18 protein-coding genes are annotated in these 19,830 nt (G+C 34.4%); 15 read left to right on the forward strand and 3 right to left on the reverse strand.

Annotated features, from left to right (window positions below):
- Positions 1-13 precede the first annotated feature (13 nt).
- Genes BUA73_RS06295 through folK form a run of 3 tightly spaced genes read left to right on the forward strand, consistent with a single transcriptional unit; the run spans position 14 to position 2,145 of the window.
- Positions 14-496 carry an HD domain-containing protein gene (locus tag BUA73_RS06295; RefSeq protein ID WP_072903299.1) on the forward strand — a complete coding sequence of 161 codons (483 nt, stop codon included), beginning with the start codon at positions 14-16 and terminating at the stop codon, positions 494-496.
- Positions 480-1,292, forward strand: a complete 813-nt coding sequence (gene folP, locus BUA73_RS06300; protein ID WP_072903300.1) for a dihydropteroate synthase — start codon at positions 480-482, stop codon at positions 1,290-1,292. The genes BUA73_RS06295 and folP overlap by 17 nt, the downstream gene beginning before the upstream one ends.
- Before the next feature lie 34 nt (positions 1,293-1,326).
- Positions 1,327-2,145 carry a 2-amino-4-hydroxy-6-hydroxymethyldihydropteridine diphosphokinase gene (gene folK / locus BUA73_RS06305; RefSeq protein WP_072903301.1) on the forward strand — a complete coding sequence of 273 codons (819 nt, stop codon included), beginning with the start codon at positions 1,327-1,329 and terminating at the stop codon, positions 2,143-2,145.
- 15 nt (positions 2,146-2,160) lie between these two features.
- Here folK and BUA73_RS06310 read toward each other — a convergent pair whose 3' ends face one another.
- Complete coding sequence (locus BUA73_RS06310) at positions 2,161-3,579, reverse strand: NlpC/P60 family protein (protein ID WP_072903302.1); 1,419 nt, start codon at positions 3,577-3,579, stop codon at positions 2,161-2,163.
- 144 nt (positions 3,580-3,723) lie between these two features.
- Here BUA73_RS06310 and BUA73_RS06315 point away from each other — a divergent pair, with 144 nt between their 5' ends.
- On the forward strand, positions 3,724-4,245 hold the full coding sequence (locus tag BUA73_RS06315; protein ID WP_072903303.1) for a cob(I)yrinic acid a,c-diamide adenosyltransferase: 522 nt from the start codon (positions 3,724-3,726) through the stop codon (positions 4,243-4,245).
- Between the two features lie 67 nt (positions 4,246-4,312).
- On the opposite strand, the gene BUA73_RS06320 is transcribed toward BUA73_RS06315, so the two are convergent.
- Positions 4,313-4,987, reverse strand: coding sequence for a uracil-DNA glycosylase (locus BUA73_RS06320; RefSeq protein WP_072903304.1), 675 nt, complete (start codon positions 4,985-4,987; stop codon positions 4,313-4,315).
- A 111-nt stretch (positions 4,988-5,098) separates the two neighbouring features.
- Between BUA73_RS06320 and BUA73_RS06325 the strand changes: the two genes are divergently transcribed.
- The 7 genes from BUA73_RS06325 (at position 5,099) to BUA73_RS06355 (ending at position 12,126) form a co-directional block, all read left to right on the forward strand.
- Positions 5,099-6,259, forward strand: a complete 1,161-nt coding sequence (locus tag BUA73_RS06325) for an MGDG synthase family glycosyltransferase (protein ID WP_072903305.1) — start codon at positions 5,099-5,101, stop codon at positions 6,257-6,259.
- Positions 6,260-6,355: 96 nt separating this feature from the next.
- Positions 6,356-7,240 (forward strand): DL-endopeptidase inhibitor IseA family protein, encoded by an 885-nt coding sequence (locus tag BUA73_RS06330; protein WP_072903306.1) that lies wholly within the window; start codon positions 6,356-6,358, stop codon positions 7,238-7,240.
- A gap of 93 nt (positions 7,241-7,333) precedes the next feature.
- On the forward strand, positions 7,334-8,638 hold the full coding sequence (locus BUA73_RS06335) for an L-cysteine desulfidase family protein (RefSeq protein WP_242942344.1): 1,305 nt from the start codon (positions 7,334-7,336) through the stop codon (positions 8,636-8,638).
- A 30-nt stretch (positions 8,639-8,668) separates the two neighbouring features.
- Entirely contained in the window at positions 8,669-9,655 is a 987-nt protein-coding gene (locus BUA73_RS06340; protein ID WP_072903308.1) for a diaminopimelate dehydrogenase, read from the forward strand.
- An 86-nt stretch (positions 9,656-9,741) separates the two neighbouring features.
- Complete coding sequence (gene pyrE / locus BUA73_RS06345) at positions 9,742-10,419, forward strand: orotate phosphoribosyltransferase (protein ID WP_072903309.1); 678 nt, start codon at positions 9,742-9,744, stop codon at positions 10,417-10,419.
- An 18-nt stretch (positions 10,420-10,437) separates the two neighbouring features.
- The gene (locus BUA73_RS06350) at positions 10,438-11,028 is read left to right on the forward strand and encodes a class I SAM-dependent methyltransferase (protein WP_072903310.1); all 591 of its coding nucleotides are present in this window, start codon (positions 10,438-10,440) and stop codon (positions 11,026-11,028) included.
- Between the two features lie 99 nt (positions 11,029-11,127).
- Positions 11,128-12,126 carry a S66 family peptidase gene (locus BUA73_RS06355; protein WP_072903311.1) on the forward strand — a complete coding sequence of 333 codons (999 nt, stop codon included), beginning with the start codon at positions 11,128-11,130 and terminating at the stop codon, positions 12,124-12,126.
- Between the two features lie 87 nt (positions 12,127-12,213).
- Here the strand turns inward: BUA73_RS06355 and BUA73_RS06360 are convergent, their stop codons facing one another.
- Complete coding sequence (locus BUA73_RS06360; RefSeq protein ID WP_072903312.1) at positions 12,214-13,083, reverse strand: DegV family protein; 870 nt, start codon at positions 13,081-13,083, stop codon at positions 12,214-12,216.
- Between the two features lie 127 nt (positions 13,084-13,210).
- On the opposite strand from BUA73_RS06360, the gene BUA73_RS14070 reads away from it, so the two are divergent.
- The 4 genes from BUA73_RS14070 (at position 13,211) to BUA73_RS06380 (ending at position 19,830) form a co-directional block, all read left to right on the forward strand.
- Positions 13,211-14,023 (forward strand): peptidoglycan recognition protein family protein, encoded by an 813-nt coding sequence (locus BUA73_RS14070; RefSeq protein ID WP_072903313.1) that lies wholly within the window; start codon positions 13,211-13,213, stop codon positions 14,021-14,023.
- Between the two features lie 192 nt (positions 14,024-14,215).
- Positions 14,216-15,598, forward strand: a complete 1,383-nt coding sequence (locus BUA73_RS06370; protein WP_341465306.1) for an MATE family efflux transporter — start codon at positions 14,216-14,218, stop codon at positions 15,596-15,598.
- A 116-nt stretch (positions 15,599-15,714) separates the two neighbouring features.
- The gene (gene dxs, locus BUA73_RS06375; protein WP_178139232.1) at positions 15,715-17,586 is read left to right on the forward strand and encodes a 1-deoxy-D-xylulose-5-phosphate synthase; all 1,872 of its coding nucleotides are present in this window, start codon (positions 15,715-15,717) and stop codon (positions 17,584-17,586) included.
- Positions 17,587-19,830 carry an ATP-binding cassette domain-containing protein gene (locus tag BUA73_RS06380; protein ID WP_072903315.1) on the forward strand — a complete coding sequence of 748 codons (2,244 nt, stop codon included), beginning with the start codon at positions 17,587-17,589 and terminating at the stop codon, positions 19,828-19,830.

The raw sequence follows: 19,830 nt of genomic DNA on the forward strand, positions 1-19,830 counted from the left end.
GTGGAGATAAGACATGGAGAGAATTAATAAATTACTAAATCTTGTTGCATATAAAGATTATGTGGGACAGCTTGTGGATTACGAGAAGGATCGCAAATTCTGCAAACACAACATGGACCACTTTTTAAGTGTGGCCAGGATAGCGCAGATTTTGTCCTTAGAGGAGCAATTAAATATTAATGTGGAAGAAATATATGCCACAGCTTTAACTCACGATATAGGACGGCTTCAACAGTATTTAGATGGGACACCTCATGAAATAGCCAGTGCAGACATTGCTCATGGTATATTGCGTCAGGTTGGTTTTTCAGAGGAGCAGGTTGAAAGGATAAAGGAAGCAATTTTAAATCATAGAAATGAAGAGATTGCTAGAAAGCGTAATTTGTCTGGCATTATATATAGAGCAGATAAAATGAGCCGTTTTTGCCATATGTGCCAGGCGTTTCAAGAATGTCACAGAAAGGATAAGGGTATATTTTATGATTATTGGCGGTAAGCAATTTAATGTTGGTGAAAAAGCATATATTATGGGGATTTTAAATGTTACACCGGATTCATTTTCCGATGGAGGCAGTTATAAGAACATGGATGATGTATTGTACCGTGTAAAGGAAATGATAGAACAAGGAGCGGATATTATTGATATAGGTGGAGAGTCCACAAGACCTGGTCATGTACAAATATCTCAAGAAGAAGAAATAGAGAGAGTTTGTCCAGCTATAGAGGCTATAAAAAAAGAGTTTGATACTGTCATATCTCTTGATACCTATAAAGCGATGGTGGCTGAAGCTGGTATAAAATCTGGTGCAGATCTTATAAATGATATTTGGGGATTAAAGTATGATAAAGATATGGCAAAAGTCATTGCAGATTACAACGTATCCTGCTGCCTTATGCACAATAGAAATAATAAGGATTACAAGGATTTTGTAAGTGATGTTATAAATGATTTACAAGAGTGTGTGGATATAGCAAAAGAATCGGGCATAAACAGTGATAAGATAATTTTGGATCCTGGTGTGGGATTTGCTAAAAATGTAGAGCAGAATCTTAAGATTATTAACAATGTGGACAAAATAGTGCATATGGGTTATCCAGTTTTATTAGGTACATCTAGAAAGTCTTGTATAGGTCTTACTTTAGATTTAGATGTAACTCAGCGTGTGGAAGGGACCTTGGCTACATCTGTCATAGGAATCATGAAAGGATGTGCCTTTGTGCGTGTTCATGATATAAAGGAAAACGTAAGGGTTATTAGGATGACAGAAGCTATAATAAATTCAAGAATATAAGTATGTAAATATAAGTGTTTAATGGAGGAAAAGGATGAGAAATGACCATATTATTATAGATAGGCTAAAGGTCTATGGATTTCATGGAGTTTTTCAAGAGGAAAATGAGAAGGGGCAATTTTTTTATATATCAGCAGATATGGAGACTAGTCTTAGAAAAGCAGGAAAAAGCGATGAATTGGCTGAATCTACTCATTACGGTGAGGTTAGTGAACTTATAAAGAAAGTTGTAGAGGGCAGTACTAGGAAGCTCATTGAAACTGTGGCAGAGGAATGCGCTGAAAGTATCCTTAAAACCTTTCCTTTTGTGAAAAAAGTTGTGCTCTCCATATCCAAGCCTAGTGCACCCATGGCTATACCATTTTCCGATGTGCTTGTGAAAATTGAAAGGGCATGGAATAAAGTATATGTTGCTTACGGTTCTAACATGGGTGAAAAAGAAAAATACATCGAAAATGCTATGAACTCTATAAGTGAAAATGCATGCTGCAGGAATCTTAGAAAATCTAAAATATATGAAACAGAGCCCTATGGTGATGTAGCACAGGACAACTTCCTAAATGGGGTGTGTGAATTTGAGACCTTGTATTTTCCAGAGGAATTATTGCAGTACCTTCATGAGTTAGAGGAAGCTGCAGGTAGAGAAAGGATAATACATTGGGGTCCCAGGACGTTAGATTTAGATATCCTTTTTTATGAAGACTTAATTATGGAAAGTGAGGATTTAATAATACCTCATCCAGATATGCAAAATAGAAAGTTTGTCCTAGAACCCTTGAATGATCTTACACATTATTTCCAACATCCAGTGTTTCATAAATCTGTTATGGAGATGCTGGAAAGAGTTAAGTAGATTTAAAAATAATTTTTATTCCAGAATTGTACATTTTGTGTACAGGTCTATGTAGGTAATATTATTTTTGATTGCAATATCATATCTGGATACTGCAGTACAAGATGTGTTAAGTGGAGAGTTATGAATTATGTACTTGCTATTATTATAATCTCCAAGGTACATAACTACATGTCCATCTATAAATAATATATCGCCTGGTTTTAAAGTGCTTATTTTTTTTGTTTTATCTTTTGCACTTAAATCTCTGAGGTTTATACTTTTGAAATTTACTAATTCTTGTTCATCAGTATTCCTAGGAAGATATATCCCCATGGTTTTAAATGTGGAGGCTATAAAACTGGAACAATCTCGGCCATTATTAGCATCACCCCAACAGTAGGGTGTTCCTAATTGTTTAAAGGCTTGTTTAATAACATTTTCTCGGGTGTAGTCTAGGTATCCTATACTATAATCTAGATCTTTGCTTAAAGTGACAGGTTTCTTACATAGCTTGCCCTTATCATCCACCACGGGAATGTAAACTAAAGGTTTATTTTTATCACCCATAGTGTATTCTATGGGTAATTTTGTTCCCATAAAGTATTTGTATTGCATTCCTTCCTTAGTTAGCTCAGCGGCGTTTTGAAGAATCATGATAAAATCTTTGGGATTTGCAAAATAGTTTATAGAATTCAAATCTGATACGCAAATATCTTTATTTTTTACCCATCCCATATAATTGTAGGCTATTATAAAACTCCACTTTTTATCCTTACTTTCGTGCAGAATAATAATTTTCTCACATGAATCTATGGCTGTTTCTTGGAATCTATCGTGAATTATTGGTTTTCTATAATCGGCCTGAATTTCGCTGGGAAATCTTTTTAGTGAAGTTCTAGTAAGGGTAATTCCGTATTTAATATCCATGGTAGATGGCATTGAAGTCAAGGACATATTTTCTTTAATCTTATTATATGTTGAAGTTTCTATGGTATTGTTGGATTCATCATACATTGTTGAGTTTGGGAAAGTGTATTTATTGATATAGTTGAGTACGGTATTGCTAGACAAAGTATGAGGGAATTCATCTAGGTCATATAAACTTTCTATATTATCAGTATTATTTTTATTAAATATTCCTATTTGATCTTTAGTCATTATCAGTTTATTTTTATCTGAAAGAAGGTTTGTCCAATAATCATTGTCTTTTAAGTAGGAATCATGATTATTTGATTTAACTGGTTTTTCTATTGAAAGTGGTTTGATCTCAGCAAAATAATTAATAATATCATTTTTAGGTGAAGCCCTATTTGGGGTTGCTGTGATTTTTGAAACTTTTACTGGTTTTTTGTGATAAAATAAAAGATATACTACTAAAAATGAAAGTAATATAGCAAAAATACATATTATAAAGATGATTTTTTTGTGTTTGTTGGATTTTAGTTTAATCATATTATCAACGCTCCTTGGAATGTATTTAGTATAATTAAGGCTTGTTGTAAAGTCAATATGTAATATAGCCTTAACATTTCAAGCGTGTAAAGAAAATATAATTTATAGGAGGTAACTTGGCAATTTTTTTGCTAAATACGGCATATGGAAAATGGAAAATTTCAAATTTATACAGGTGATGGTAAAGGAAAAACTACAGCTGCCATGGGACTTGCTTTGCGAGCAGTAGGCGCTGGTATGAAAGTGTACATTGGTCAATTTATAAAGGACATGGAGTACAGCGAAATAAAAATAATGAAGTCATTCCCTCAGGTTACTGTGGAGCTGTATGGTACGGGGAAAGGCTGTCTAATATTTCGTGAGCCAGATAAAGAAGATATAAATTGTGCACAGCAAGGGCTTGAAAAAGCGTGTGAGGCTATGATGTCGGGTAAATATGACATGGTCATCATGGATGAGATAAATGTGGCTTGTTCATTAAACCTTTTGACACCTACTGAACTAATGGAAACAGTAAAAATGCGACCAGACAATGTGGAACTGGTGTTTACAGGAAGAGGTGCTACAGAGGATATTATAAAGCTTGCAGACCTTGTGACAGAAATGAAAGAAGTAAAGCATTATTATAGAACGGGTCTTATGGCTAGAGATGGTATAGAAAGATAGATAAAATAATAAAACAGCGTTTTGTCTTTTAGTAGATGAAACGCTGTTTTTAGTGTTGCTAACACAATTATATATTCTCAATTTGCCAGTCAATAGGTGTTTTTCCTATGGAAACTAGAAAATCATTGGTCTTGGAGAAGGGCTTACTAGCGAAGAAGCCTCGGCTAGCTGACAAGGGGCTAGGATGCACGGACTTTATAATAAGGTGCTTTGGATTTGTTATTAATTTTATTTTTGACTGTGCATTATTTCCCCACAAAATAAATACAATGGGGTCTTCACGCTTGTTTAGAAGTTGGATGATTGCATCGGTAAACTGTTCCCATCCTTTGTTTTTGTGAGAGTTTGCTATGCCGCCACGGACTGTAAGCACTGTGTTTAAAAGCAGAACTCCCTGATCTGCCCACTTCTTTAAATATCCGTTGTTTGGTATGTAACAACCAAGGTCGTTGTGAAGTTCTTTGTAGATGTTTACAAGAGATGGGGGAGCAGGCACACCTGGTTTTACAGAGAAACTGAGACCATGAGCTTGACCTGGGCCATGATAGGGATCTTGGCCAAGTATTACTGCCTTTACGTCCTTGTATGCTGTGTAATTTAGTGCATTAAAAATATCGTACATATCTGGGTAAATAGTTTTAGTTTTATACTCATTATACAAGAAATTGTGAAGGTTAATATAATATTCCTTATGAAATTCATTTTTTATAAGATCTTGCCAATCATTTTTAAAAGTTATCATTTTTCATCACCAATTTAAATTATATCAGCAATTTGCAAAAAGAAAAGGGAAAGTATATTATTCCTATTCATATAATGCATATATATTGAAAAATTGGAGTGGATAATTGAAATGAAGAGAATACTTATTATAACTACTTCTCTAACGGGAATGGGGCATAAAAGCGCCTCAGATTCCATTGAAGGTGAGTTGTCATCATATAAAGATTTGTATGTCAAAACTATAGAAGGTTTTGAACTGGGCAGTGAATGGTACAAGGCGCAAAGTCAGATATACAGTAAATCTGTCAAGTTATCCTATGATTTATGGCATTTCTTATGGGTTACTAGTGATATAGGGTATAAAGAAATAAATATGTATATTTCAAAAAAAATAGAGAAAAAATTTTTAGCCACAGTAAAAGAAGTAAAACCCGATTTGATTCTTACAGTACAGCCTATGTTTGTAGGTTCTATTTTAAACATTATGGAACATTATTATATGGACATCCCTTTTGGCGTTTGCATCACTGACATTGTGAGTATATCGAACTTTTGGACAGATAAAAGGGCCAATTTTGTCATTTGTCCCACAGAGGAATGCAAGGAAGCCTGCTTGGTTAGAGGTGTGGATGAGAAAAGAATTCAATCCTTGTCTTATCCATTAAGGCCTCAATTTTTGAAAGTTCTAGATAAATCTATGGATTTTAGAATACAATTTATGAAAAGATGTGAATTGAAAAATCAAGTAAATATTCTCATGGTGGCAGGTGGAGATGGCACTGCAAATTTCTACGATATTTGTGACAAAATAAGAAAAAAGCTTTCTCATAAGTACAAATTCTCCATTACTATTGTTACGGGAAGAAATATGGTTCTTAAAGCTGAATTAGAGAAAAAATTTAAAGTTTGGGGAAAGGATAAGAGGTTTTATATTACAGTTAAAGGATTTGTGAAGAATATGGAACATGAATATATGAATAATAACATAGGAATTTTAAGAGCAAGTCCTGGTGTTATGATGGAAGGCGTTGCGTGTAGACTACCTATGATTTTCTTTGATTATATTCCAGGTCAAGAAAGTGGCAATGGTGAGTTTGCCCAAAAAAATGGTATAGGAACTTTGTGTAGTTCTAGTGAAGAAATTATAAATAAAATCGAAAATTATATAGGTGAGGATTTTAAAGTTATGAAAGATATGATTTATAGGCAAAATGAATTTTATCACAAGTATTTAAACAAACCCCTAGGGAAATATCTATATGATTTTATAAATAATAAAACTACACTTTAATTAATTTAGTTATAATATTTAAAATATTATAAAGACGTGATATAATAGTAACCGTAATTATAATTAGAATTTATTCAAAAATAGGGAGGAAAAGGAATGATAACATGTAATAAGTGTGGAAAACCCATAGAAGGTAATGAAGAAAAATGTCCTCACTGTGGCAGTGACATAGACGCAATGGATGTATACAAACAGTGGAATAGTAATGATGAGAGTTTTGTTTTGGAAGGTCAGGGCAAGGGTAAAAAAGTTGTAGTTATATGTATTGCTGCTGTGGTGTTTGTAGCTATCGGTATATTTATGGTGATTTTCATGCAGAAGTCATCCTTAAACCAGGATAACATTAAAAAAACATCTTCTACTGTAGATGGCAATTATAAACCTGGAATGGATTTTCAAATGGGAAATGAAAAAAAAGATGATGGAAAAAAAGTTGAGGAAGACAAAGGCCATGAGGTAACCGGTGAAACTCCAGAAGAGGGTGGTAAGGGTAAGGTTGAGAAAGAGCCACAAAATGACATGATTATGAAATACAAAGGTATATCCAATAAAAATATAGTTGAAACAATTTACAAAGCTGATGATACATTGAGACAAGTCGTATTTTCAACGTCTCAAGTTTCTAAAGAAGGCAATACATTAGAATTTGATGGTATAGAGTATGTTAAATTAAGTGATAGTTTTGATACAAGAACTAAAGCTAAGGGAGTTTTGTCTCAATTCATATGTTCAGAGAAAATAAATGAGATTTTAGGATCTTATATTTTTAAGGAGAAAGATGGAAAATTATATGCTATATACGGCAACAATAGTTCTCTTATGGATATTTTAAAAACTACTGTGGTTGAGAGAAAAGAGTTGGAAGATGGAATAGATGTTAAGCTTAATGGCAATGATGATACAGATGAGAATAGAAATTTTGAAGGAAAGGTATCCTTGGAAAATGGAAAACTAGTAGTATGTAAATGGAACTTTTTTTAATTAATGTAACACTTGAAACAGTTATTCACATATAGTATGATAAATTAATAAAAGATATTATGATGAGGAGGAGCAAGCGCTTGTTTGCATAATGTGAATATGAAGCACGATGACAGTTTTTTTATAGGTTTGTTGAAAAGTGAAGTTGTTCCGGCGCTAGGATGTACTGAGCCCATAGCTGTTGCATTGGCGTCTGCCAAGGCCAGGGAAGTACTTGGTTACGAACCAGACAGAATAGACGTGGTGGTGAGCCACAATATATTGAAAAATGGCATGGGAGTTGGGATCCCCGGAACTGGCATGGTTGGTTTGCACATAGCAGCGGCTTTAGGTGTTATTGGAGGAAATGCTGATGCAGTACTAGAGGTGCTTAAGGATATCAGCCCTAAACATATCGAAAAAGCAAAGGAATATGTAAAGGAAAGCAAGGTAACGGTGAAATCTCAGGATACTGAGAGCAAGTTGTATGTTCAAGTTTCATGTTATTTTAATGAACATTCAAGCTGTGTTACCATAGAGCAATGTCATAGCAATATAACATCTATAGTTGTAGACGGCAAGGAGATGTTAAAAAGGCAGTGTTCAAAAGATAAAAATCAAGGTAGTAAAGATGTAGAAGTTTATCATGAGGACACCTCTCATACTAATATCAAGGAAATATACAATTTTGCAACTGCAGTAGAGTTTGAAAAAATAGAATTTATCCTTCAGGGCGCTGTTATGAATAAAACCGTGGCTCTTGAGGGATTAAAAAATAACTATGGTTTAAAAGTTGGAAAGACTTTAAAGGATAAAATTGATAAGCACATCCTTAGTGATGATATCCAAAATAGAGCAATGGCAATGACAGCTGCTGCTTCCGATGCAAGAATGGCTGGGTGTATGCTTCCTGTAATGAGCAATTCAGGTAGTGGAAATCAGGGGATTACGGTGATGATGCCGGTGGTGGTTGTTGCAGAACATCTAAATGTTTCAGAAGAAAAATTGGCAAGGGCACTTGTAATCGCAAATTTAGTTGCTATACATATAAAATCCTATCTTGGAAGGTTATCTGCTTTGTGTGGGTGCGTTGTAGCATCTTCAGGAGCCAGTGCTGGTATAGTGTATCTTATGGATGGTGACGAAACAAAAATAGAATACGCTATCAAAAATATGACTGGAAACATAGCTGGAATGATTTGCGATGGTGCTAAAACAGGATGCGCTCTAAAGGTTTCAACTGGTGTAAGTGCTGCTATTCAGTCGGCATTGTTAGCTATGGATGGCATTGAAATATCATATAACGATGGTATTATCGACCGTGACATAGAGAAAACCATAGAGAACCTTGCCAAAATAGGCAGGGATGGTATGACTAAAACTGACGAATTAATTTTAGACATTATGACTTGCAAATAATAATATCAATTGACATAAGGAGGATGTATTGTGAGTATTCGTATTGGAATATTAGGTTATGGAAACCTTGGAAAAGGTGTTGAATCGGCTATAAAACAGAATGATGATATGGAATTAGTTGCGGTGTTTTCAAGAAGAGGCGACAAGGGAATAGACATAAGGGACGAAAATGCAAAGGTTTGTTCCACTGAGGAAATTTTACAGTATAAAGACAAAATTGATGTACTTATAATCTGCGGAGGGAGTGCTACAGACCTTCCAAAACAGACACCTGAATATGCAAGGTATTTTAATGTAGTTGACAGTTTTGATACACATCACAATATACCTTCTCACTTTAAAGTTGTGGACGAAGCGTCTAAAGAAGGTCATAATATTGCCATTATATCTGTGGGATGGGATCCAGGTATGTTTTCAATAAATAGACTTATGGGAAATGCCATATTGCCGAAAGGAAGAGACTATACTTTTTGGGGCAAGGGTGTAAGTCAAGGGCATTCGGATGCTATAAGGAGAATCGAAGGTGTTAAGGATGCAAAACAGTATACCATTCCGGTGGAATCTTCCTTAAAATCTGTGAGAAGAGGAGAAAATCCTGAGCTTACTGTAAGGCAAAAACACACTAGACAGTGTTACGTTGTAGCTAAAGATGGCGCGGACAAGAATGAAATTGAACAGGAAATTAAAAATATGCCAAACTATTTTGTTGAGTATGATACAACTGTACACTTTATAACAGAAGAAGAACTTAAAAGGGACCACAGTGGAATTCCACATGGTGGATTTGTCATAAGAAGTGGCAGAACAGGGTGGAAAGATCAAAATAATGAGATTGTGGAGTACAGTCTTCAGCTAGATTCAAACCCAGAATTTACAGGCTCTATTCTTGTAACTTATGCTAGAGCTGCCTATAGATTAAGAAATGAAGGTCATATTGGTTGTAAAACTGTTTTTGATATAGCTCCAGCATATCTTATCAATTTAACTGGGGATGAAATAAGAGAGAAATTATTATAAGCAACCACCTTGTGTATTTTACACAAATGAATTAAAATAATAAACAGTGTGAAATTATAAGAGACTAGAAGGGGGAAATTTAGGATATGATGAAATACAAAGAAGAATTTATAGAGCTTATGGTAGAAGCCAATGTTTTAAGATTTGGAGATTTTACAGCTAAAAGTGGCAGGAAAACTCCTTATTTTATAAATACTGGCAATTATAAGTTTGGTGCTCATATTAGTAAACTTGGAGAATTTTATGCAGATTGCTATCATGAATTTTTAAAGGATGATGTGAATCTGTTATTTGGACCTGCATATAAGGGTATACCACTTGTAGTATCTGCTTCTGTAGCATTGTCCAACAAATATAAAGTAAATGCCCCAATATGTTTTAATAGGAAAGAAGCAAAGGATCACGGTGAAGGTGGAATTTTTGTAGGTAAAGCCCCTGAAAGTGGTGACAATATCGTTATAATTGAAGACGTAATTACTGCAGGAACTGCCATAAGAGAAAGTATGGATATCTTTAAAAACGTGCCAGGAGTAAATGTGACAGATTTGATAATTGCTGTGGATAGAAAAGAAAAGGGTAAAAAAGGAAATAAATCTACTCTTCAAGAGTTAGAAGAAGAATTCGGTATAAAGGTACATCCTATTGTAACTATAGATGACATTCTTGAATATCTATACAATAAGGAGATAAACGGAAAAGTGTATATTGATGACACTATGAAGGCTAGAATTGAAAAATATCTTAGCGAATATGGTGCAGTATAGGTTTTGAGGAGAATAAATATGGCACATTATTTTATTAATGACGAATTATTGCCTCATGATTACAAGGAAATTAGATACGGCTTTAAAGGTAATGGTCTTTGTTTTATCACAGATTCCGGTGTGTTTTCAAAGGATCATGTAGATGAAGGTACGGATATTCTCATAAATAATCTACCACTGTTAGATGGTAAGGTACTGGATTTGGGATGTGGATATGGATGCGTGGGAATCACATTAAAAAAAGCCTACCCAAATATAGATATTACCATGGCAGATGTGAATAAAAGGGCTATAGAGCTAGTAGAAAAAAATTGCCAAATAAATAACATAGAAAATGCCCAAATAATTCAAAGCAATTGTTTTGACAGTATAGAAGGTGAATTTGATTATATAATACTTAATCCACCAATAAGAGCTGGTAAACAAGTAGTTTTTAAAATGTACGAGGAAGCCTTTTCACATTTAAAAAATGGTGGAAAGTTTATATTTGTTATGAATAAAAAACATGGACTTGCAAGCTCACTAGAAAAAATAGAATCTCTGTTTGGAACATATGATTATTTATATAAAAAAAAGGGATGGAATGTAATTCAGGCTAAGAGGCAATAAGAAATAGTCATGGCATAAACTAAAAAGGAAGCATAACTACTTATAGGTTATACTTCCTTTTCGTATATACAAAAATATTTGAAGGAAAGGTGATATAAGATGAGGTACCCCAATTTTTTAAATAAGGGTGATACAGTGGGAGTAACAGCTACTAGTGCAGGTGTTGGATACAAAATTAATAATTATAATAAGTCCATAGAGAATATAAGGGCACAAGGCTATAACATTAGAGAAACTGAAAATGTAAGAAAAAATGATATTTTCAGTTCAAGTCCCAAGGAGAGAGGGCTGCAACTTAAAGATTTATTTCAGGATCCAAAGGTTAAAATCATAATCTGTGCCACAGGTGGAATGTTTCAATTTGATATGATGCCTTATATTGACTATGAAGTTATAGACCGAAATGAAAAATGGGTAATGGGTTATTCAGACCCCACATCTCTTTTGTATACAATAACTACAAAGTTAGATATAGCAACACTTTATGGCAATAATGCATCCTCCTTTGATCAAAATAAAATTCACGAGAGTCTTGAAAATTGTTTTGAAATAGTAAAAGGTAATATGGTAAAACAATATAGCTTTGAACACTATGAAAAAAAAGGCAGTGGGAAAGATGATTTTTCTGGATACAATTTAACAGAAAGAGTGGAGTGGCTTAAATTAAGGGGTCATGAGAACTTTAAGGGAAGATGTATAGGTGGATGCCTAGAGGTATTGTGCAACTTAGTAGGTACTGAATACGATTATACAAAGGTATTTCTTGAAAAATATAAGGATAATGGCATAGTGTGGTATTTGGATGTGTGCGAGATGGACAGTGCCCATTTATACCTTGCCTTATTGCAGCTAAAGTACGCTGGTTGGTTTAAACACAGCAAGGCCTTTGTCTTTGGAAGGGTAGCAATTAAAAATGAAGTGTTTGGAATGACATACAGTGAAGCAATATTAAGAGCTCTCTATGATATAGAAAACATATCAATAATAATGGATGCTGATATTGGGCACGTAGCTCCTAAAATGACCATGATAAATGGGGCAATAATTCAGGTAAATTGGAATGAGGGAAAAGGGGATATTTCATTTAGTCTAAAATAAAAATAAAGCTTGAAAATATTATTTTCAAGCTTTATTTAAAATCTAAGTAAGATAAAAGTTATGTGAAATGTATAAAAGTATAAGTGCTTATCTATTGTTTCCAAAATAACATAAAAGTATTACGTCTGGGCCAGCATGGGTACCAATAACAGGTCCTATGGTGGTTATGTGGAATTTAACATCTGGGTATTTTTCTAAAAGCAAGCTTTGAAGATATACTGCATCTTCTTCACAATCTCCATGAGCAATAAATACGTAATTTGATTTGTCGCCATCCCAACCTTTTTCAAAGGTTTCTACGATTTTATGAATAGAATTTTTCCTTCCCCTAACTTTTGTAACTGGGACAAGGTGACCTGTAGGATCTACGTGAAGTATTGGGTTGATTTTAAAAGCTGTTCCGAGAAATGCTTGTGTAGATGACAATCTTCCACTTCTTTTAAGGTACATAAGGTCTTTTACACTAAACCAATGGCATATTTGGTTTTTTGCATGCTCTACCCATTGGTATAGTTCATCTATACTCATACCCTCAAGTTGTTTCTCAACTGCAGTTTGAACCAAAAGTCCTTGACCTGCAGAGGCACAAAGCGAGTCGCATATATATAATTTCCTATTTGGGTATTTCTCTTTAAGTTCCGAAGCACTAATGCAAGCTGAATTGTACGTTGAACTTAACGCCGATGAAAACGCTATATATAATATATCTTGCCCCTCACTCAGGTATCTTTCAAATACTTCATTGTATGTATTTGGAGATATCTGAGAAGTGTTGTAAGCAATCCCTTCTCTCAAATCATTGTAAAAGTCGTGAATATGAAAATCTTTGTTATCTACGTAAGAGATTTCGTGCTCTTTTAATGTAAGAGGTATAGACATAACGTGTAGATGGTTACACTCTAGTAAAGAATCTTTTAAGTCTGCTGTGCTATCCGTTATAATTTGGCAGATGCTCATTTATGGTTCCTCCTTAAAATTGCCTAATATACTTATATTATAATATTAATAATATAGCAATGTAAATCAAATATTAAACATTGCATATATTATTAATGTAAGCGTCAGATAAATTGGGGGTAGTTCAATGGAAATTATTATGAAACACATTAATAGAAATTATTCTGTTGGCAGAAAAATAAAGGCTGAATTTATTGTTATACACGAAACTGACAACAAAAGAAGAGGGGCTGATGCTGAAGCCCACTATAGATATTGGAATAGTAATACTTCAGCCAATACAAGTGTTCACTATGTAGTTGATGATAAAAAAGCAATACAGCTGCTACACCATGATGAGAAAGCGTGGCATGTGGGGGACAATGTTGGATACTCTAAGATTACTAACAATAATTCTATTGGCATAGAAATTTGCGTTAATGAGGATGGTGATTTTGAAAAGGCATATCTTAATTGTACTGAATTAGTTGCCATTATAATGAAGCAAAGCAATATACCCATAGAAAATGTGGTAAGACACTTTGATGCCAGTGGGAAAAATTGTCCGAGAAATATTATAAAAAATAATTTGTGGGAAAGGTTTAAAGAAGAAGTTCTAAGAAAATTTAATAAGACGGAGAAAATTCATTTTAATCAGCAGACTAAGTGGATACAAATCCTTGCAAACCAATTAAATATAAAAGACATGAATAATCAAAGTCTAGTTGTGGACGGAATATTAGGAGAGAGGACTTTGCATGCCATAAAAAAGCTTCCAGTGCTGAAAAAATGGTGTAGCTATGCTGTGGCAGTGAAGCACATTCAAAATCTGTTAGGCATAAATGCTGATGGAATTTTCGGAGATAAAACTGAACAGAAAGTAAAGGCTTGGCAAAAATCCAAATTGCTAATTGAAGATGGGGTTGTAGGCTATGACACGTGGAAAAGCTTTTCAGAATAAAATCAACTAAATAAATTGCATTAAATTAAAAATATGGCTACACATTCATACAAAATAGGATATGTAGTCATATTTTGTAAAAAGTACAGAAAAAATAGTAGTCTAATTTAAAAAAGTGTTAATGTTTACAATAATGTATTGAAAAAAACTATAGTTTAAGTCATAATTATAAGGATATAGGAGGTGGTAAGTGTGAGGAAAATTACTTTGAAAAAATTATTTAATATGGAATTGGATATTACAGAAGGCGTTATATGGAAACAAATAATGATATTTTTTATACCTATCTTATTTGGAAGTTTTTTTCAACAGTTATACAATACGGTAGATGCCATAATTGTAGGTAATTTTTTGGGAAAGGAAGCATTGTCCGCTGTGGGAGGAGCTACAGGAACCCTCATTGATTTAATGGTAGGATTCTTTGTTAGTTTGTCTGCAGGTGCTACAGTGATAATTTCTCAGTATTATGGTGCTAGAAAAGACAGAGAAGTTTCTCAAGCTGTCCATACGTCTATTGCCCTGGCAATTGCAGGTGGATTTATACTTATGATTGTAAATTTCTTTGTTACTCCATTTGCCTTGAAAGTCATGAAAGTACCAGAGGAAATTATGGATTATTCACTAATATATATAAGAATTTATTTCATAGGATTAATACCCAATCTTATATACAATATAGGTTCCGCAATATTAAGAGCTGTGGGGGACTCAACTAGGCCTTTAATATTTTTAATTGTAGCATGTCTTACAAATATAGTATTGGATCTTCTTTTTGTAGTAGTTTTCAAGTGGGGCGTTGCAGGAGTTGCTATTGCAACTATTGTTTCACAACTTGTTAGTTCAGTCCTTGTTATATTGGTCCTTGCAAGGTCACAGCAATGTTATAGACTTTATTTTCATAAAATTAAATTTTATAAGAACAGATTTAATGAAATAATAAGAATAGGGGTACCAAACGGCATACAATCTATTATGTACAGTTCGTCTAATATTCTAGTTCAAGTGGCTATTAATACCTTAGGAACTAATACCATAGCAGCGTGGACAGCCTTTGCGAAAATGGATAGTATTTTCTGGATGATGATAGGAGCTTTCTCAGTTTCCATAACCACTTTTGCTGGTCAGAACTTTGGTGCAAAAAAATATACCAGAGTTAAAAAAGGAATAAACCAATGTTTAGGACTTACTGCTTTGGGCACAATAATTATGAGTTTAATATATGTATTTTTCGGCAAGTATATATTCTATATATTTAACCAAGATGCTGAAGTTATTGAAAAAGGCATGATAATTCTAAGGTGGATAAGTCCTACGTATATAACCTTTATTTGCGTTGATATTATAGCAGGAGGATTGCGTGGAATGGGTATTTCAGTAATACCTACTGTAATGACTGCCGTAGGAATATGTTTATTCAGAGTTGTATGGGTATTTTTTGTAGTACCTCTTAACAGAACTATACCTACTATAGCTTTGTGCTACCCACTGAGCTGGACATTGACATCAATAATGTTTATTGCATACTATATTTACTTTTGGAAAAAGAATAAGAATAAGTACGTAGATATAAACTAGTCTTTTTAATTTAAAGCAATTGTTACTTTAAATTATCATGATATATTATATAATAGAGTTATGTAATATTAGTGAAGAAAAATATAGTTAAACATTTATATGTGATAAGAGGAAAATTGATGGATAATATAGAAAACAAGTGTGATTTTATAGATGTTAAGAGTATGTCCTTGGAAGAGTTAAAAGAGGAAAGTAAAAGAATACGAAATTTCCTTGTAAATGAAGTCTCCAAAACTGGTGGCCATTTGGCTTCTAATCTAGGAGTAGTAGAGCTTACATTGAGTCTGCACAAGGTGTTTGATTTTGACCAAGATAAAATTGTTTGGGATGTGGGTCACCAATCCTATGTTCATAAATTGATAACTGGTAGAAAACAAGGTTTTAAGCAATTAAGAGAATATGGTGGAATGAGCGGATTTCCTAAAACTTGCGAGAGCCAGTATGACTTTTTTAACACGGGCCACAGTTCTACTTCTATTTCCGCTGCTTTAGGCATGGCACGAGCTAGGGATCTAGAAGGTAAGGATCACGACGTTATAGCTGTTATAGGAGATGGAGCTTTGACAGGCGGTATGGCCATGGAGGCGCTAAATGACGTTGCGTACAATAAGACTAATATGATTATAGTTTTAAATGATAATCAAATGTCTATATCAAAAAATGTGGGAGGAGTCTCTGCATATCTTTCAAAACTAAGGTATGCACCTCGATACAATAGATTTAAAAACAATTTCAACAAAACTCTTAACAAAATACCTGTTATGGGGAAAAAGATAATATCAGGCCTGGAAAAATTAAAGGGTGGCATTAAACAGATAGTGGTTCCAGTGATGTATTTTGAAGATTTAGGTGTTAAGTATTTTGGTCCAATAGATGGCCACAATGTGAAGGATTTGGTGGAGGTTTTCGAAAGTGCAAAGCTGATAAATGGACCTGTAGTTATACATGTTATAACAAAAAAAGGCAAGGGATATGAGTTTGCAGAGCTGAATCCTAATAAGTTTCATGGTATTGGGGCTTTTAATCCTGAGGACGGTGAAATTATTGGTAAAAATCACAATACATACTCAAAGGAATTTGGAAATTATATAATAGAATGTGCCCAAATCAATACTAAATTAGTTGCCATAACTGCAGCTATGCCAGACGGTACTGGTTTGTCAAAGTTTTCTAAGATTTTTCCTAAAAGATTTTTTGATGTGGGTATTGCAGAACAACATGCTGTAACTTTAGCTGCTGGCATGGCATCACAAGGGCTTAGACCGATTTTTGCTGTATATTCTACTTTTCTTCAGCGCTCCTACGATCAGATTCTCCACGATGTGTGTTTGCAAAATCTTCCTGTTATATTTGCCATAGATAGAGCCGGGATAGTAGGTAAAGATGGAGAAACTCATCAAGGTATTTTTGATTTGTCCTACCTAAACAATATACCCAATATGGTTATTGTATGTCCAAAATGCGTAGAAGAAATCAGTGTGCTGTTGGATTGGGCGTTGCAGCATAATGGTCCAGTTGCCATAAGATACCCTAGAGGTGGCGACTGCAGCTCGGTAAAGCTGACTCCAAGAGCTACTGTAGAGTTGGCAACTTATGAGAAAATATGTGGTGCATCAGCAATTAAAGTTATTGCCACTGGGAAAATGGTGGAATTAGCTGTAATTACAAAGCAGTTATTAGAGAAGGAAAATATAGAGATAGAGATTATAAATGCTAGCTTTGTGAAACCAGTAGATAAAAATATGATTAGAGAGATTAGCAAATCATCCACTCATGTCATAACCATGGAGGACAACGTGATAATAGGAGGTATGGGATCTCTTATACTTCAAGAACTCAATAACTGTAGGTACGAAGGTCAATTTATGAGCTTTGGATATGAAGATACATTCATACCTCACGGTTCTCCGGAGTTGCTGTACGATTTGTATGGATTGAGCCCAAAAAAGATGGCGGAGAGAATCATCAATTTTGTGGAGGGAAAATAAATGAACAATAATATGGGGTACATTAATATAATCAATGCTTATGAAAACAACTTAAAGAATGTCACTGTAAGCATTCCAAAGAAAAAAATAACAGTGTTTACTGGAGTGTCTGGATCGGGGAAATCTTCTCTTTGTTTTGATACTATTGCGGCAGAATCTAGGCGGGAACTGAATTCTACTTTCCCTACCTTTGTACAACAATACTTGCCTAAGTATGGAAGGCCCAAAGTTGAGAGAATCGAGAACTTGCCTGTTACCATCGTAATAGATCAAAAAAAACCTGTGGCCAACGCTAGATCTACAGTGGGTACATATACTGATATTTTCCCTTTAATTAGGCTTTTATTTTCAAGAGTGGGTAAGCCCTTCGTAGGATATTCAGATAGTTTTTCCTTCAACCATCCTAATGGTCAATGTGCAAGATGTGAGGGATTAGGTCAAGTAGTGGATCTAGATGTGCACAAGTTAGTGGACTTTAACAAATGCCTTAATGACGAAGGTGTAATAGACTACCCTGCTTTCACAACGGGGGCGTGGCGATGGAAAAGATATGCTTATAGTGGGCTTTTTGATTTAAATAAGAAGATTAAGGATTATTCAAAGGAAGAGTTAGATTTATTTCTTTACTCACCACAGATAAGATTAAAAAATCCTCCATCTAATTGGCCTAAATCTGCAAAGTTTGAGGGGATATATCCCAGAATGTATAGAAGTGTAATTAACACAAAAGAAGGACAAATGAGAGAAAAAGTTCTAGAAAGAATGGTGACAAAGGGAACTTGCCCAGAGTGCCATGGGACTAGGTTAAATGAAAAAATAAGAAGTTGTAAAATAAATGGTAAAAACATAGCAGAAGTTGCTGAAATGCCAATTCCAGAGGCTATTAGGTTCATGGAAGGCATAGAGGATCCCAGGGGCTATGACTTAAAACGAGAAATATGTGGAAGGCTTAAAGCCCTTGTGGAAATAGGGTTATCATACTTATCTCTAAGCAGAGGAACAGGAACTTTGTCAGGAGGAGAAGCACAGAGAATAAAAATAGCAAAATATATAAATTCAGCTTTGACTGATATGGTATATGTTTTAGACGAACCAAGTGCAGGACTGCATCCCAGGGATATACAGTTATTAAAGGATTCAATTGTGAAACTTAAGGAACATGGGAACACAGTTCTAATTGTGGAACATCATAGGGAAATAATAAAGATGGCAGATTATATTGTTGATATGGGACCAGGTGGTGGCAGTCAGGGTGGCAATGTAGTGTTTACTGGAAGTTATGATGGATTGCTAAAAAGTGAAAGTGCCACTGGCATTGCTATGAAAGAAGGGAGTGAATTTAAAGCTACTCTTCGAAAACCTAAGGGATGGATAGATATAAACTCAGCTGACCTTCACAACCTAAAAAATATAAATGTAAAGCTTCCATTGGGGGTTATGGCTGTTATAGCTGGTGTAGCTGGCTCGGGTAAGAGTTCACTGATGGAGTACTTTTTGAGAGACCATGGGAATAATGTTATCTTCATAGGACAAAAAGACATTGGCATAAACATAAAATCAACTCCCGCCACTTATTTGGAAATAGCAGAAGATATAAGGGAAATTTTTGCGAAAAGTAATAAAGTAAAAAAATCCATCTTCAGTTTCAATTCTGAAGGTGCTTGTCCTGCCTGCAAGGGTAAGGGCGTAATTATATCAGAAATGGCTTTTATGGATTCAGTAGAAACGGTGTGTGAGCTTTGCAATGGCAACAGATATAGCAAAGATGTTTTGATGTATGAATATAAAGGGAAAAATATTTCTCAAGTAATGGATTTCACAGTAAAAGAAGCAATTGAGTTTTTTAAGGGAGAAAAATTTATCCATAAGCTAAATTGTCTTCAACGAGTAGGTCTTGAGTACATCCATCTAAATCAATCCATGACAACATTGTCTGGTGGGGAACTTCAAAGAGTAAAATTGGCCAGTGAGTTAGGAAAAAAGGGAGAGATCTTTATAATGGATGAGCCAACCAATGGACTTCACCTAAAAGACATAAAAAAACTCATGATTTTATTCAATGAAATGGTGGATGAGGGAAATTCACTTTTCTTAATTGAGCACAGCACGGATGTTATGAAAAATGCAGATTATATTATAGAACTTGGCCCCAAAGGCGGAAATGAAGGTGGAGAGCTTTTATTTGCAGGAGTGCCTAGGGATATGAGTCAAAGCCCTTCTTCCATGACAAAAGAATATATGTAA

This window comes from Hathewaya proteolytica DSM 3090, from assembly GCF_900142225.1.
In the GTDB taxonomy this organism is placed as follows: Bacteria; Bacillota; Clostridia; order Clostridiales; family Clostridiaceae; genus Hathewaya; species Hathewaya proteolytica.

What these genes read in the sequence shown, in the direction of transcription:
- BUA73_RS06295 (WP_072903299.1), top strand. Translation starts at nt 14, where the DNA reads ATGGAGAGAATTAATAAATTACTAAATCTTGTTGCATATAAAGATTAT.
- BUA73_RS06330 (WP_072903306.1), top strand. Translation starts at nt 6,356, where the DNA reads ATGATAACATGTAATAAGTGTGGAAAACCCATAGAAGGTAATGAAGAA.
- pyrE (WP_072903309.1), top strand. Translation starts at nt 9,742, where the DNA reads ATGATGAAATACAAAGAAGAATTTATAGAGCTTATGGTAGAAGCCAAT.
- BUA73_RS06380 (WP_072903315.1), top strand. Translation starts at nt 17,587, where the DNA reads ATGAACAATAATATGGGGTACATTAATATAATCAATGCTTATGAAAAC.
- BUA73_RS06355 (WP_072903311.1), top strand. Translation starts at nt 11,128, where the DNA reads ATGAGGTACCCCAATTTTTTAAATAAGGGTGATACAGTGGGAGTAACA.
- BUA73_RS14070 (WP_072903313.1), top strand. Translation starts at nt 13,211, where the DNA reads ATGGAAATTATTATGAAACACATTAATAGAAATTATTCTGTTGGCAGA.
- BUA73_RS06320 (WP_072903304.1), bottom strand. Translation starts at nt 4,987, where the DNA reads ATGATAACTTTTAAAAATGATTGGCAAGATCTTATAAAAAATGAATTT.
- BUA73_RS06315 (WP_072903303.1), top strand. Translation starts at nt 3,724, where the DNA reads ATGGAAAATGGAAAATTTCAAATTTATACAGGTGATGGTAAAGGAAAA.
- BUA73_RS06325 (WP_072903305.1), top strand. Translation starts at nt 5,099, where the DNA reads ATGAAGAGAATACTTATTATAACTACTTCTCTAACGGGAATGGGGCAT.
- BUA73_RS06310 (WP_072903302.1), bottom strand. Translation starts at nt 3,579, where the DNA reads ATGATTAAACTAAAATCCAACAAACACAAAAAAATCATCTTTATAATA.
- BUA73_RS06350 (WP_072903310.1), top strand. Translation starts at nt 10,438, where the DNA reads ATGGCACATTATTTTATTAATGACGAATTATTGCCTCATGATTACAAG.
- folP (WP_072903300.1), top strand. Translation starts at nt 480, where the DNA reads ATGATTATTGGCGGTAAGCAATTTAATGTTGGTGAAAAAGCATATATT.
- BUA73_RS06360 (WP_072903312.1), bottom strand. Translation starts at nt 13,083, where the DNA reads ATGAGCATCTGCCAAATTATAACGGATAGCACAGCAGACTTAAAAGAT.
- folK (WP_072903301.1), top strand. Translation starts at nt 1,327, where the DNA reads ATGAGAAATGACCATATTATTATAGATAGGCTAAAGGTCTATGGATTT.